14 protein-coding genes and 1 pseudogene are annotated in these 13,461 nt (G+C 60.8%); 8 read left to right on the forward strand and 7 right to left on the reverse strand.

Annotated features, from left to right (window positions below):
- Window positions 1-157 precede the first annotated feature (157 nt).
- From BQ8482_RS21120 to hemF, 3 genes are all read right to left on the reverse strand, one after another.
- A complete protein-coding gene (locus tag BQ8482_RS21120; protein WP_095491629.1) occupies window positions 158-343 on the reverse strand; it encodes a DUF1059 domain-containing protein in 186 nt (61 codons plus the stop codon).
- Between the two features lie 249 nt (window positions 344-592).
- Window positions 593-853 carry a DUF1344 domain-containing protein gene (locus tag BQ8482_RS21125; protein ID WP_123149376.1) on the reverse strand — a complete coding sequence of 87 codons (261 nt, stop codon included), beginning with the start codon at window positions 851-853 and terminating at the stop codon, window positions 593-595.
- 246 nt (window positions 854-1,099) lie between these two features.
- Entirely contained in the window at window positions 1,100-2,014 is a 915-nt protein-coding gene (hemF, locus tag BQ8482_RS21130; RefSeq protein ID WP_123149377.1) for an oxygen-dependent coproporphyrinogen oxidase, read from the reverse strand.
- Between the two features lie 107 nt (window positions 2,015-2,121).
- Between hemF and BQ8482_RS21135 the strand changes: the two genes are divergently transcribed.
- Complete coding sequence (locus BQ8482_RS21135) at window positions 2,122-2,379, forward strand: hypothetical protein (RefSeq protein ID WP_006202578.1); 258 nt, start codon at window positions 2,122-2,124, stop codon at window positions 2,377-2,379.
- Here BQ8482_RS21135 and soxR read toward each other — a convergent pair.
- Complete coding sequence (soxR, locus tag BQ8482_RS21140) at window positions 2,376-2,819, reverse strand: redox-sensitive transcriptional activator SoxR (RefSeq protein ID WP_123149378.1); 444 nt, start codon at window positions 2,817-2,819, stop codon at window positions 2,376-2,378. The two genes, BQ8482_RS21135 and soxR, sit on opposite strands and share 4 nt — an antisense overlap.
- 169 nt (window positions 2,820-2,988) lie before the next feature.
- Window positions 2,989-3,447 carry a tRNA (cytidine(34)-2'-O)-methyltransferase gene (locus BQ8482_RS21145; RefSeq protein WP_123149379.1) on the reverse strand — a complete coding sequence of 153 codons (459 nt, stop codon included), beginning with the start codon at window positions 3,445-3,447 and terminating at the stop codon, window positions 2,989-2,991.
- Between the two features lie 418 nt (window positions 3,448-3,865).
- Here BQ8482_RS21145 and BQ8482_RS21150 point away from each other — a divergent pair, with 418 nt between their 5' ends.
- The 7 genes and pseudogenes from BQ8482_RS21150 (at window position 3,866) to BQ8482_RS21180 (ending at window position 10,505) form a co-directional block, all read left to right on the forward strand.
- Window positions 3,866-4,348 (forward strand): hypothetical protein, encoded by a 483-nt coding sequence (locus tag BQ8482_RS21150; protein WP_123149415.1) that lies wholly within the window; start codon window positions 3,866-3,868, stop codon window positions 4,346-4,348.
- Window positions 4,332-6,206, forward strand: coding sequence for an ABC transporter ATP-binding protein (locus BQ8482_RS21155; protein WP_123149380.1), 1,875 nt, complete (start codon window positions 4,332-4,334; stop codon window positions 6,204-6,206). Before BQ8482_RS21150 ends, BQ8482_RS21155 begins: the two co-directional genes overlap by 17 nt.
- Window positions 6,207-6,231: 25 nt before the next feature.
- On the forward strand, window positions 6,232-8,115 hold the full coding sequence (locus BQ8482_RS21160) for an ABC transporter ATP-binding protein (RefSeq protein WP_123149381.1): 1,884 nt from the start codon (window positions 6,232-6,234) through the stop codon (window positions 8,113-8,115).
- Between the two features lie 31 nt (window positions 8,116-8,146).
- Window positions 8,147-8,461 (forward strand): DUF6665 family protein, encoded by a 315-nt coding sequence (locus BQ8482_RS21165; RefSeq protein ID WP_123149382.1) that lies wholly within the window; start codon window positions 8,147-8,149, stop codon window positions 8,459-8,461.
- A gap of 247 nt (window positions 8,462-8,708) precedes the next feature.
- Window positions 8,709-8,958 (forward strand): annotated as a pseudogene (locus BQ8482_RS21170) (calcium/proton exchanger); the annotation flags it as partial.
- 256 nt (window positions 8,959-9,214) lie between these two features.
- A complete protein-coding gene (locus BQ8482_RS37775; protein WP_133254806.1) occupies window positions 9,215-9,754 on the forward strand; it encodes a BA14K family protein in 540 nt (179 codons plus the stop codon).
- A 274-nt stretch (window positions 9,755-10,028) separates the two neighbouring features.
- Entirely contained in the window at window positions 10,029-10,505 is a 477-nt protein-coding gene (locus BQ8482_RS21180; RefSeq protein WP_123149416.1) for a histidine kinase, read from the forward strand.
- A 37-nt stretch (window positions 10,506-10,542) separates the two neighbouring features.
- On the opposite strand, the gene ppk2 is transcribed toward BQ8482_RS21180, so the two are convergent.
- Both ppk2 and BQ8482_RS21190 read right to left on the reverse strand, forming a co-directional pair.
- Window positions 10,543-11,376: a polyphosphate kinase 2 gene (ppk2, locus tag BQ8482_RS21185; protein ID WP_123149384.1), complete on the reverse strand. Its 834-nt coding sequence runs from the start codon at window positions 11,374-11,376 to the stop codon at window positions 10,543-10,545.
- A gap of 72 nt (window positions 11,377-11,448) precedes the next feature.
- The gene (locus BQ8482_RS21190) at window positions 11,449-13,155 is read right to left on the reverse strand and encodes a SulP family inorganic anion transporter (protein WP_123149385.1); all 1,707 of its coding nucleotides are present in this window, start codon (window positions 13,153-13,155) and stop codon (window positions 11,449-11,451) included.
- Window positions 13,156-13,461: the final 306 nt, after the last annotated feature.

A 13,461-nucleotide genomic window follows, 5' to 3' on the forward strand; every position in this document is an offset into this window, starting at 1 on the left:
GTTTCCCGGAAAGGATCATGCGCACATGCAAAGTGTTAGAGCGTCCTTTGCGCGTCCAATTGGACGCGCAGCGCTCTAATGTCCGCTGCGCTCCGGTTCTCGAAACCACCACCATATGGCTCGCCAGAGCGAATTTCGAAAACAGTCTCTTAGGCAATCAGGCCGCGTCGCGGGGCTTTTCGATGCGCGAACGGATGGCTTCGATCATCGTCTCGCGGATGATCGTCTCGCCATGCGTCTCACGCATGTGCTCGACCGCACGACGCATGATCTCGGCTTCCTCTTCGGCACGCGTATGCCAGTCGCAACCCGGAACGAGCGAGCCGCAGTGGAATTCTTTCATCGGATTTCTCCCTTTTCCTCCCCGGAGCGCCGCCCATTTGCTTGAACGCGGAAGCTCCAGCACCTTTGATCGACGCATGATCCCTGTCTGAAACCGGGTGTCGGTATTCGGGTCATGCGCTGGCCGAGCAAGCATAACACGGTCGAATGGTTTTGGTTGCCGCAAAGACCGAAAAGGCGGAGCATCGCTGCTCCGCCCGCTTACGCTACCCCGGAGGCAAGACCTCGTCTTGCTCCAGCGGGCAGGCCATCACTTCATGATCCTGACTGCCTCTGCAATTTTGTGCTTGCCGCTCATATCCCAGGAAACGCGGACCTTTTCGCCGGCCTTCAGGCCAGGATTCTTGAAGGCCTTGGGCAGCGTAAAGGTAGATCCGTTATCCAGAACAAGGCTCATGGCCGTTCCATCATAGGTCTTGACCGTGCCCGTGGTGTGCTTGACCGCTGCGAAGGCAGCGCCACCAGAGGCAAGAACGGCAGCAGCCGCAACCGACATAATAAGCTTGCGCATGGCATGCTCTCCTGGAAAATGAGGGCACCATTTTGGGAAGGTGCCCCACTCAATCATGGGCCGTCCGGTCGCGTCGGGTCGCGGTTCTAGGGAGGACGAACCGCCGGCGTTTCCCGGCCCGGAACGAAAAATAGTCCTGTTTTTTCAAGTGGATATTAGACGAAAAAGATATTCTGCGCGCCACATTCGCCGCCAAAATCAAACGATTTGGACCTCATTGCGGCTCACGTCCGACTCACCGAGATTTTACGGCCATTTCACTTCCGGCGGCAGGCTGGACAGGATCGAGGCGACGTTGCCGCCGGTCTTCAGTCCGAAGATGGTGCCGCGATCGTGAAGCAAGTTGAATTCGACATAGCGGCCGCGGCGAATGAGCTGTTCTTCACGGTCGCCGTCGGTCCAGTTGTCGTTGAAATTGGCCCGCACCAGATGTCCGTAGACGACGAGAAAAGATCGCCCGACATCCTGGACGAAGTTGAAATCGGCGTTCCAGCCGCCTTTGTCCTCACCCGAATGCAGCCAATCGAAGAAGATGCCGCCGGTGCCGCGCGGTTCGTTGCGGTGCGGCAGGTAGAAATACTCGTCGCACCAGGCCTTGAATTTCGCGTGGTCGGCGACGCCGGCATGCATCTCGCAGGCGAATCGCATGGCCCGGTGGAAGGCAATCGTGTCCGGGTCGTCCTGTGTGCGGCGACGGTCGAGCACCGGCGTCAGGTCGGCGCCGCCGCCGAACCACTGGCGCGAGGTGACGACCATGCGCGTGTTCATGTGCACAGCCGGCACGTTGGGGTTCCACGGATGGGCGATCAGCGAAATGCCGCTCGCCCAGAAGCGCGGGTCTTCCTCGGCGCCCGGCATCTGCTTCCTGAACTCCGGCGAAAACTCGCCATAGACGGTGGAGGTGTGGACGCCGACCTTCTCGAAGACGCGGCCACGCATCATCGACATGATGCCGCCGCCGCCCTTGCCGGCGTCGCGCTCCCACGGCGTCTTTTCGAAGCGGCCGGGCGACCATGAGGCCTGCGGCCCCTGCAGGTCCTGTTCGATCTGCTCGAAGGCGGCGCAGATGCGCTCGCGCAACGTCTCGAACCACAGCCGCGCCTTCCTCTTCTTCTGTTCGATGTCGGCCGGCAGCCCCGCCGCTATTTCGGGTCGTTGCAAATGCTGTCTCCGGTTGTGGGGCGCGTACCCCGACAAATGACTCGTCTTTTCCGGCCGCGATCCCTAATCTCTTAGGTGCAAGGGTCAAGTGTGAATGGAGTTCTTTCGTGCGCACCCCGGCAAGACCGCCGCTGGATGGCCTGAAGAAGAGGCTCGACCGTTCGCGCGCCGAGCGCGAGCGTATGCCGCGCGACGGGTTCCTGCGCGAGACCTTCGTCCTGCCGCGCTCCGATGCGCGGCTTAAGGCGAAGGAGTGGTTCGAGCGCTTTCCCAAGCAGGCCTACTGGACCGAGATCGAAAGCTGGTTCGAGCGGCCGGGCGACGTCATCGAATTCACCATCAGGCGATTGCCCGCGGCGGATTAGCGAGCGACCAACAGCCGCCTTGCGCCCGGGCCTTGGGCGCTCAATCGGTCTTCCTTGTTGCGCAGCGGGCATTTGTCGATCGACATGCAGCCGCAGCCGATGCAGTCGGTCAGCCCGTCGCGCAGCTTCTTCAGCTGGGCAATCTTGCGATCGAGCTGGTCGCGCCAGGCCGTTGAAAGCAGGTTCCAGTCCTCGCGCGTCGGCGTGCGGCCGTCAGGCAGCGATTCCAGTGCGGCGCCTATCTCGGCCAGCGAGATGCCGACCTCTTGCGCGATCCTGATGATCGCCACACGTCGCAGCACGTCGCGGCCGTAGCGTCGCTGATTGCCTGATGTGCGGTGGCTGCGGATCAGTCCGCGCGCCTCGTAGAAATGCAGCGCCGATACCGCCACCCCGCTCCGCGTGGCCACCTGGCCGACCGTCAGTTCCGTCACCGCCATTCGAATTTTCCGCTTGACCTCAAGTTAAGTTGAGCTTGTAACGAAGAAACCCTTGACATGCAAACCGCAGGAGAAGGCGATGTGCGCCTGGGTGAGAATGACAAGAGAGGGTGCGGTCATTGGCCAGAAAGCGGCCGTGTTCGCTGCGCCCACTGACGGTCTGCGAATGCTATCCGAGCTGCCGGATCGCCTCGCCGGCCACCATGGCGACGGAAAGCGCGACGTTGATGCTGCGCGTGCCCGAGTGCATCGGGATGATCAGTCGCGCATCCGCCGCCTCGTGGACAGGATCCGGCACGCCTGCGGATTCGCGGCCGAACAAAAGAATGTCGGCGTCGGCGAAGACGAAATCCGTATAGGCGGTCGCGGCTCTGGTCGACAGCAGCACCAGCCGCCGCGCTTCGGCTCTGCGCCAGTTCTCGAAGGCGTGCCAGTCGACATGCCGGGTCAGCGCCGCCATTTCGAGATAGTCCATGCCGGCCCGTTTCAGCGACCGATCGGAGAGCGGGAAGCCGGCCGGTTCGATGATGTCGACGCCAAGACCGAGGCAAGCGGCGAAGCGCAGGATTGTCCCGGTGTTGCCGGCGATATCCGGCTGGTAGAGCGCGATGCGGAGACGGTTGTTCATTTCCGCATCCTGCTAATAAGTGGCAGATCGGCCACAGCAGGTTCGCGGTTTTGGAAATTGCTGGACTGGCGGGTGGTCATTTTCTGCGAAGTCGGCTATACGCCGGGCATTGTCAACCCGAACCGATGGAGGGGTAATTCATGATGATCATGCACATCCAGCGCCCCTCATGTGGGCTTACCAGCCTGCCGGCGGTTTCGGTACGACGATTCTCCTGACTTTTTAGACTTCGATCGCACCGATTCTTAGCCGAAACCCTTTTTTCGGCCTTCGAAGGAATCCTGCGATGTTTTTCAAGCTGTCGAAGGGGCTGAACGCCCCACCTGAACACGCCGCTGTTCAATCCCCGCCTTTCGCCGGCCATTCGCCCGCGAACAGGCCTGACTTTTTTCCGTATTTTCACATGGAGGACGGACCGATGTTCGATCCCTGCAAAATTCCCGGTTCAAGAAGCCTGCACGAGCGCAGGATGGCGACATGGGCGCTTTTGATCGGCGAAACCTATTCGTCTGCGGCTCACGCCGAGACCCGCCGGCGCCCGCATCGCGGCATGCTGCCGGACGTCGATTTCTCGCGCGCGGTTCCCGACCGCAGCCGGCCATCGCTGGTGCGCCGGATCATCAGGCTGATCCGCCCTGGCGCAAAAACAGGCGCGAAAATCCGGGTTGTCGACACAGCGCTGTCAGGATCGGCGAACGAGCCTGTCGGCGAAAAGCCCGCGACGTCCTATATTGCGCGAAGCAGGACCGGCGGCCCGGGTGATTCCGGGACAGCTGTCTTTGCCGCCACACGATCCCTTGACGCTACCCAGGACGCTACGCGCTCCAAGGATGCCACGCGCTCCGCGCCGCGTGAGCGAAAACAAGCACATGAGTACCAAGACAATGTTCCGCTGGTTTGAAACAAGGCTCGATCCGTTCCCTGCCGAGGAGCCGGTCGAGCCGCCGAAGACGCTGATCGCCTTCTGCATGCACTATACGCGCGGCGCTTGGCCCTACATCGCTGTCGATGCGATGCTGGTGACGGCTATCGCCCTTGCCGAGGTTTGGATGTTCGGCTTCATGGGCCGGATCGTCGACTGGCTGTCGGCGCAGAACCGCGAGACGTTCCTGCAGACCGAGGGCTGGAAGCTCGCCGGCATGGCTTTCATCGTGGTGTTCGCCCTGCCGGCGACGGTCTGGTTCCATGCGCTCCTCAACCAGCAGACGCTGATGGGCAACTATCCGATGCGTATCCGCTGGCAGGTGCATCGCTACCTGCTCAAGCAGTCGATGGCGTTCTATCAGGACGAGTTCGCCGGGCGCATCGCGACCAAGTTGATGCAGACCGCGCTCGCCGTGCGCGAATGCGTCATCAAGCTCATCGACGTGCTCAACTATGTCGTGGTCTACTTCCTCGGCATGCTGTTCATCGTCGGCTCGGCCGACTGGCGGCTGGCGGCACCGCTTGCCGTCTGGCTGGCCGGCTATGTCTTGCTCTTGCGCTATTTCATCCCGCGATTGGGCAAGGTCGGCGAGGAGCAGGCCAACGCGCGCTCGACCATGACCGGCCGCGTCGTCGACAGCTACTCCAACATCCAGACGGTCAAGCTGTTCTCGCATGCGCGGCGCGAGGCGTCCTTCGCCCGGGAAGGCATGGCCGGCTTTCTCGATACGGTCTACCGGTCGATGCGGCTGGTGACGCAGCTCTACGGCCTGCTCTACGTCCTGAACTCACTGCTGTTGTTTTCGGTCACCGCGATCTCGCTGTGGCTGTGGCTCGGCCAGGTAGTGACGATCGGCGCTGTCGCTCTGGTCATCGGCCTCGTTCTTCGGCTCTGGGGCATGTCGCAATGGATCATGTGGGAGATGTCCACCCTGTTCGAGAATATCGGCACGGTGCAGGACGGCATCAGCTCGATCTCGCTGCCGCGCGTCGTCGAAGACAGGCCTGGCGCCAAGGACATTGTCGTAACCAAGGGCGAGATCCGTTTCGAGGACATCCGCTTCCACTACGGCAAGCAGAAGGGTGTGATCGAGAGCCTGTCGCTGACGGTAAAGCCGGGCGAAAAGGTCGGCATCGTCGGCCGGTCGGGCGCCGGCAAGTCGACGCTGGTCAACCTTCTGTTGCGCTTCTACGACCTTGAGAGCGGCAAGATCGTGATCGACGGCCAGGAAATCGCGGCGGTGACGCAGGATTCGCTGCGCGCCCAGATCGGCATGGTCACGCAGGACACCTCGCTGCTGCATCGTTCGGTGCGCGAGAATATCCTCTACGGCCGGCCGGACGCCAGCAATGAGATGCTGGTCGAGGCGGCACGCCGCGCCGAGGCGCTTGACTTCATATCCAGGCTTTCGGACGCCAGTGGCCGCACGGGCTTCGATGCGCATGTCGGCGATCGCGGCGTCAAATTGTCCGGCGGCCAGCGGCAACGCATCGCCATTGCCCGTGTTATGCTGAAGGACGCGCCGATCCTCATCCTCGACGAGGCGACGTCTGCGCTTGATTCCGAGGCCGAGGCCGCCATCCAGGAGAACCTCTACAAGCTCATGCAAGGCAAGACCGTCATCGCCATCGCGCACCGGCTCTCGACCATCGCGGCGATGGACCGGCTCGTCGTCATGGACAAGGGCCGCATCATCGAGGAAGGTTCGCATGAGGAACTCGTCGCCAGCGGCGGGCTCTATGCGCAGCTTTGGCAGCGCCAATCGGGCGGCTTCCTGCTCGACGACGGTGCTGCCGCCAACGATGCCATCGCTAGGGGTCAAGCAGCAGAATGATGGGCAGCAGAATGATGGCCGCTGAATGATGATTGCCGTCTATCGCTGGTTCGAGAACTGGGTCTATCCGTTCAGGGAGCCCGCGGGGCTTCGGCCACCGGTCAGCGTCAGCGGTTTCCTCTGGCACTATGTCGGCCAGGCGAAGGTCGCCTTCTTCGCCATGCTGGTCATCGGCGGCATTGCGCCGCTGGTCGAGGCCGGACTGTTCTACTTCGTCGGCAGGCTGGTCGATATTCTCGACCAACTCCCCGGCGAGCGCAGCTGGGATGCGCTTTGGACTGCCGCCGGTCCCGAACTTGTATTCATGGCCGCCGTGGTGCTGGTCGTCCGCACCATCGTCGTCGGCCTGGCGGCGCTGGTCGACGAGCAGACGATCACCCCCGGCTTCTACAATCTGGTGCGCTGGCAGGCGCATCGCCATGTCTCGCGCCAGTCCTACGCCTTCTTCCAGAACGATTTCGCCGGCCGCATCGCGACCAAGGTTTGGCAGGCGGGGCAGGCGACCGGCGATTTGATGGAAAGCTTCATCGCAGTCGTCTGGTTCATGGTCGTCTACACGGTGACGACGCTGGTGCTGGTCGCCGGCCTCGATTTGCGGCTGGCGGTGCTGGTGGTGATCTGGATCACCGCCTTCGGCTGGCTGGCCAACCGCTATCTGCCGGCGATCCGCAAGCATGCCGAGGCAACCGCCGAGGCTGGTTCGATGATCACCGGCCGCATCGTCGATTCCTATTCGAACGTGCAGACGCTGAAGCTGTTCTCGGCCGACGGCGACGACCGTTACATCAGGAGCGGCTTCGATATCTATCTCGACGCGCTGCGCCCGTTCACCCGCCGGCTGACCGGCGTGCGCATGGCGCTGACGACGCTGTCGGGGATCATGATCACCGTGATCGCCTGTTTTGCCGTCTATCTCTGGGTCGAAGGCTCGATTACGGTCGGCGCCGTCGCCTTCACGCTGTCCCTGGTGTTGCGGCTCAACATGCTGCTCGGACGGCTGATGATGCAGCTCAACGGCATCCTGCGGAACCTCGGCGTGCTGGAAAATTCCAAGGCGCTGATCTCGCAGCCGCTCGGCCTGACCGACGCTCCCGACGCCAGGGAGCTTGTCGTGACCGGCGGCCGCATCGACGTGAAACAGGTCGAGTTCCACTATGGCAAAGGATTCGGCGTGCTCAACGGCATCGACCTTGTCGTGCGGCCGGGTGAGAAGGTCGGACTGGTCGGGCCGTCCGGCGCCGGCAAGACGACGCTGGCCAATCTGATCCTGCGCCTCTACGACCTCGAGGCCGGCAAGATCACCATCGACGGCCAGGATGTTTCAAAGGTGACGCAGGATTCGCTGCGCGCCAATATCGGCGTCGTCAGCCAGGATACCGCGCTTTTCCACCGTTCCTTGCGCGACAACATCAAGCTCGGCATGCCGGACGCGACCGACGCCGAGGTGGTCGCGGCCGCGAAGAAGGCCGAGGCGCACGACTTCATCCTCGACTTGCGCGACAATCGTGATCGCCAGGGCTACGAGGCCTTTGTCGGCGAGCGCGGCGTGAAATTGTCTGGCGGCCAGCGCCAGCGCGTGGCGATCGCCCGCGTCTTCCTCAAGGACGCGCCGATCCTGATACTCGACGAGGCGACGTCGGCGCTCGATTCCGATATCGAAGCGGCCATCCAGGAAAATCTGGCGAGGCTGATGGAGAACAAGACGGTCATCGCCATCGCGCACCGGCTGTCGACCATCGCGGCGCTCGATCGCCTGGTGGTGCTCGACGGCGGCCGGATCGTCGAACAAGGCACGCATGACGAACTGGTGGCGCTCGACGGGCTCTATGCGCGGCTGTGGAAGCGGCAGTCCGGCGGCTTCCTGTTCAACGAAGAGAGCGTGCTGGAGGAGACGCGGCCGGCGGAGTAGGGCCAGGATTTCAGCAAAACCGGAGTGAAGCATGTCGGTGCGAATGCCATCGAATTTCGGACGGTCGGGAGCGCAGGAGAGCGCGCTCGACCTGCTCGGCCATGAAATCCTCGGCGAAAAGGCGGCGGCGCTCGGCCGCGCCGGCCGGCGCGTGGATGAAACGCTGGCGAAGTTGCGTGAACATGGCGACGATGGCGAACATCGTGCCCGGCTGGTCAAGGACGCGGCCGAGGCCGTCCACGGCTATTTCATCCAGCGCGAATTGTGCGGCTTGCGCAAGCACGACGCGGTGATCCGGGAATACAACATCCCCAAGGCCGTGCTGGCCAGGCTCGGCGCCAAATAGATACTAGTGTTGAAAATCTGATGGTACCGAAGACAAAATACCGATTTCGACCCATTCCAGTCGTCCAGATTCGCTCGCGCTACGGAATAAGTTGACTCGAAGCCGCCCTTCATCAGCCCATTTCGCTGCCTGATAGCTGACGTTTTTGGCAACCAGCACTGATGGCTCGGAAGCCTGCTAGCGGGGTTGAAGCCATGGACCAGCCAGCGCTCGTTCTAAGACAAGCAGTATTTCGCTGATCGTATCCATGGCCCCCCTTGCACAAAGAATCCGTGACAATCCCGTTCTCTGGTTGTTGGCCTTTGTGCCTGCGGTGTTCGTCGCCCAAGCACTCGAGCCCGAAGCACACACGCTGCTTTTTGTGCTTTCCGTGCTGGCGATCGTGCCGCTGGCCGCGCTGCTGAGCTACGCCACCGAGTCGGTGGCGACCAAGACGGGCGATACGGGTGGGCGGCCTTCTCAATGCGACGCTGGGCAACCTCACCGAACTGATCATCCACTCACTGGGTCTGGTATTCTCGCTTAAAACGCATCGGGAGTTTTTCGGCGGCGACGATCCCCATCCGGACGCAGGCGAATCGATGTTGCCGGCGCCCGTAGCTCTGGGGACGGCGGCCTGTCTGACCGTCAAAGGTTCGGAGCGGCTTGAGACAATTTGCCGGTCTCGGGAACAAATTTGGATCGACGACGTTTCTTCCAGTTAATGACGACGTTTCGCATACGGCAAACATTGCCACCAGCGAGGACGCGATCATGAGGTTCCTGTCAGGCATAGCGACCTCCCTGGTCGCCACTTTTCCACTTACGAGCACTGTTCCAGTTGATGCCGCACCGATCTTCGTGCCCAGGGCACAAAGCGCGCAGTCCGATGTCATCCAAATTCGAGATGGCTGGTACAGGGGTTATCGCGGCTACCGCCACTATCGTCCGGGATACCATAGGCACAACGACTTTTGGTTCCCCGCCGGCGCATTTGTCGCTGGAGCGCTGCTCGGCAGCATGATCGCCAACAACAACGGCTACTACGGCGGGTATTACCGAAGCGGCTTCTACGGCGATCCGTATTACGGCGGACCCTATTACGGCAGACCTTATTATGGCAGACCTTATTATGGCAGACCTTATTATGGCGGATCCTATTATGGCGGATCCTATTATGGCGAACCGTATTACCGCGACCGGTATTACCGCAACCGGTATTATGGCGACCGGTTTTATGGCAATGGGTATCACTCAAACAGGTCCTATCGCCCATGCTCGCCCCGGGAAGCCGATTCCGGTAATTGCTACTAGCGCGGCCTGTCGCGATACATTCTACCGCCTATCGCGAATTTGACCTTGATGTGCCCACATGGCATCATGGAATGGTAGCTGGACTGCGAAGACAAGACTTCTTGCCGCGGCGGCCGATCCCTTCAACGTGCGGCTGGCAGCCTGCCTCAGTCGACTACCCTGCTGATTTACGTCTTGCGGTTGGGTGGGCATGAATTGAGCCCACGAACGAGATTGGCAAGACGTCGATCTGCCTCTGTGTTCTATTCTCGAACGGTTTCGAGTGGAGGAGAAAATGGCCAACATCAAAGACACAGCTTTAGACATAAATGCGGCGCCGCCGAGCGCTGAGCAACTGCGAATGGCTCTCCTAGAGGAGCAGATGGCGGAGGCAGACAAGGAAGAAAAGCTGCGAGCGCGGCAGAATGAGGAACTCACGAAGTTCACAAACAGCTTCCTAAAGGACCAAGTGAGTGATGATGAACTTGCAATGGTTCGCCGCCTCGTGATGAATGCCGTCAAGAATGGCAAGTACGAAGCACTAGTATACAGCTTTCCGTCGGACCTTTGCACCGACAGCGGCCGGGCTATCAACAGTGCTGATCCGCAATGGACTGAAACGCTACAGGGTAAGGCCAAGCAGTTGTACGAACGTTATGTTAAGAATGCGAAGCCGCAAGGTTACAAACTCAAGGCCATGATTATTAACTTCCCCGGCGGAATCCCTGGCGACGTCGGCTTCTTCTTAAATTGGGAGCCCGAAACCAAATAGGAACCGGTAATGGTTCTGAACTGCGTGTATAGCTGGGTCAAAGCACGTTCGGCACCACGTTGCGCGGAGTTGCATCGTCCACGAAGTTGTCGGGCCGCTTCTGGCGTTTGCTGAAGTTAGGTTTTTCGAACTCGACGCGCTCATAGGGGATGGAGCTCAGAATGTGCGAAATGCAGTTGATGCGCGCGCGCTTCTTGTCGTTTGACGGCACAATCCACCAGGGCGCATGCCTTGTGTCTGTTGCACGGATCATCTCGTCGTAAGCGCGGGTGTAATCCCACCAGCGGTTGTACGATTCGACATCCATCGGGCTCAGTTTCCACTGTCGAACGGGGTCGTCGGCCCGCTGTCGGAAACGCCGCTCCTGTTCTTCCTCACTCACATCGAGGAAGTATTTGAGCAACGTTATGCCGCTTTCGACAAGGGTGGCTTCAAAACCTGGCGCCTGTTCGAGAAAGCGCCGCACCTGCTTCTCGCTACAGAAGCCCATGACGCGTTCAACGCCAGGACGGTTGTACCAGGAGCGGTCGAATATCACTATCTCGCCTCCGGCGGGCAGGTGCTGGACGTAACGCTGAATGTAGATCTGGGTCTTCTCCCGATCGGTCGGCGCCGGCAGGGCGACGACGCGGAACACTCGTGGGCTGACGCGCTCGGTGATGCGCTTGATCACGCCGCCTTTCCCGGCGGCGTCACGGCCCTCGAAAATGATCAAGATGCGGGCACCAGACTTCTTTACCCAGGCCTGAAGGTGGGAAAGCTCGACCTGCAACCGGGCGAGTTCTTTCGCATATTTTTTTCCTCCCGATTTCGCTTCCTCCGCCGGTTCGGATATCGTAGCCGCCGCCCTGTCTCTATTCTTCTTACTCATGTCTTCCTCCACTCCACTGGCACGCAGCCATTAAAATGACAGTTGGGTGACAGCAGGAGAGTCCCTGAACTGTCACGCTTGGGCCTCGAACGCATGATACGCCTCTTCGAGAATGTCGAAGACCATGTCGGAGCCAATGCGCTCGATCACGCCGGCGCGAACAAGGATATCGCGCGCTTCGGCGTGAAGCTCCGCTACGCCAAGCCTGATCCCGCGATTGCGCAATTCGTCACATAGCTCCTCCAGCATTGCCGCTGCCGAGCTGTCGATCTGGGAAATTGCACTTGCATCAATCAGCAGCCAGCGTGTGTCGGCCGGCAATTCCTCGGCAATGGACCGCAGCCGCGATGCGACGTAGTCGGTGTTGAAGAACAGCAGGCTGCCTTGAATGAGGCATACGGCGAGGCCGGGTACCTGACGGGCCTCGGGCGTTCGATGCAGTTTGTAGAAACCGTCATGGCCTGGAACACGGCCGAGCATAGCGTCGCGGGGAAACATCAGCTTGCGCAAAACATAGACCAGCGTCGCGCCGATCGCGATGACAACGCCGTTGAGGACGCCTAGGCTGATCGGTCCCCACATCGCAATGATCGCGAAGACGAACTCAATGCGGCTGACGCGCCAAATCTGCCGAAGGGCGGCGAGGTCGATCAGGTTGATGGCAGTTGCCGCTAGAATGGCACCGAGCGCGGGGATCGGGATAATCCTGAGGGCCGGCCCGAGAAACAGCAGTGTCGCGATCAACGTCGCGGCGGCCACAATACTTGTCACTTGCGAGCGCCCGCCAACGGTCAGGTTGACTGCCGTGCGCGAGTCGGAAGCTGTAACCGGGAAGGCGCCGAAAAGGCCAGCGGCTATATTCGCAGCACCAAATCCGATGAGTTCGCGGTTCGGATCGACCGGGTAGCCGCCCTTTGCCCCAAAGCTGCGGGCCGTAATAACGCCCGCGCCGTAGCTCACGAGGAAGATCGCCGCAGCGCCCAGGGCCAACGTTTCGAACGGAAGGTCAGCGATCCGTGGCAACGTCAGCGAGGGCAGACCCGTAGGGATATCGCCGACCACAGCGATGCCGCGTCCTTCAAGGTCTAAGACCGCCGAAAGCACCACGGAGAGCACCACAACCAGCACTGGCCCGGGAACCGGAAAACGAATGATCCGCACGATCTGCAACAAACCGAACATCCCCAAGGCAAGCACGAGAGACGGCCAATGTATCGATCCGGCCTTGCGCAGAAGTTCGAGGACCGGTCTGAGCAGGCCTTCCGCCTCAATGTCCACCCCGGTAAAGCGATCGATCTGCCCAACCAGGATCGAAAACGAGACGCCGATGAAGAAGCCCGTCAGGATGGGACGCGACAGGAAGGTCGCAAGAACGCCGAGCCGAAGCACCCACGCCGCCAAGCAAAACAAACCCACGCCAAGCGCGAGGATTGCAGCGACCGCAGTGCGGTCCACTGCAAGTCCGGCTGGTATGCTCGCTGTAACGGCGACCAATGCCGCCCCAAGCACCGTCATCGTTGCCGCGTCCGGACCGACTATGAGCTGACGCGAGGGGCCAAAGAACGCGTAGGCGATCAGCGGCGCTATGCTGGCGTAAATGCCGGTCTCAGGCGGCAGCCCCGCTATCGCCGGATAGGCGATGGCACTGGGAAGCCCAACTGCGGCAACGGCGAGCCCGGCGGAGACATCGCTTCGGATCCAGCCCGGCTGATAGCCTGAAAGGCTAGCGAGCACTGGGAAGCGCAAGGCCCGCCGAGTGGCGTCCTTACTAGCCGGCATGTATCAGCAACCTTTCATATCTTCAGGCATTTTCAGTGCCGGAATCTTGACAGGATACACCTTTTTATGCCGCGCGAAAGCTGGCCCTATTCGCTGTCAATTTCATTATCCATGTCAGTTGAGTGAGATCGTCCGTAGAGGTCCGCATGATGCAGTGGACGGCTCTTCGACAAGGGTTCAGCCTCTTTTGGCTGAAGGAATCGGAGAAGAAAAGACGCTCAGTGCTCAGTTTCATCCTCTCCGGCGCGCCATACAAGATAGGCCCCACAACTGCCAGTCGTGCAGCACGCGACAGCTTCCCGTGTT

Origin of the sequence: Mesorhizobium delmotii (assembly GCF_900149755.1) — a bacterium.
GTDB classification, from domain to species: domain Bacteria; phylum Pseudomonadota; class Alphaproteobacteria; order Rhizobiales; family Rhizobiaceae; genus Mesorhizobium; species Mesorhizobium delmotii.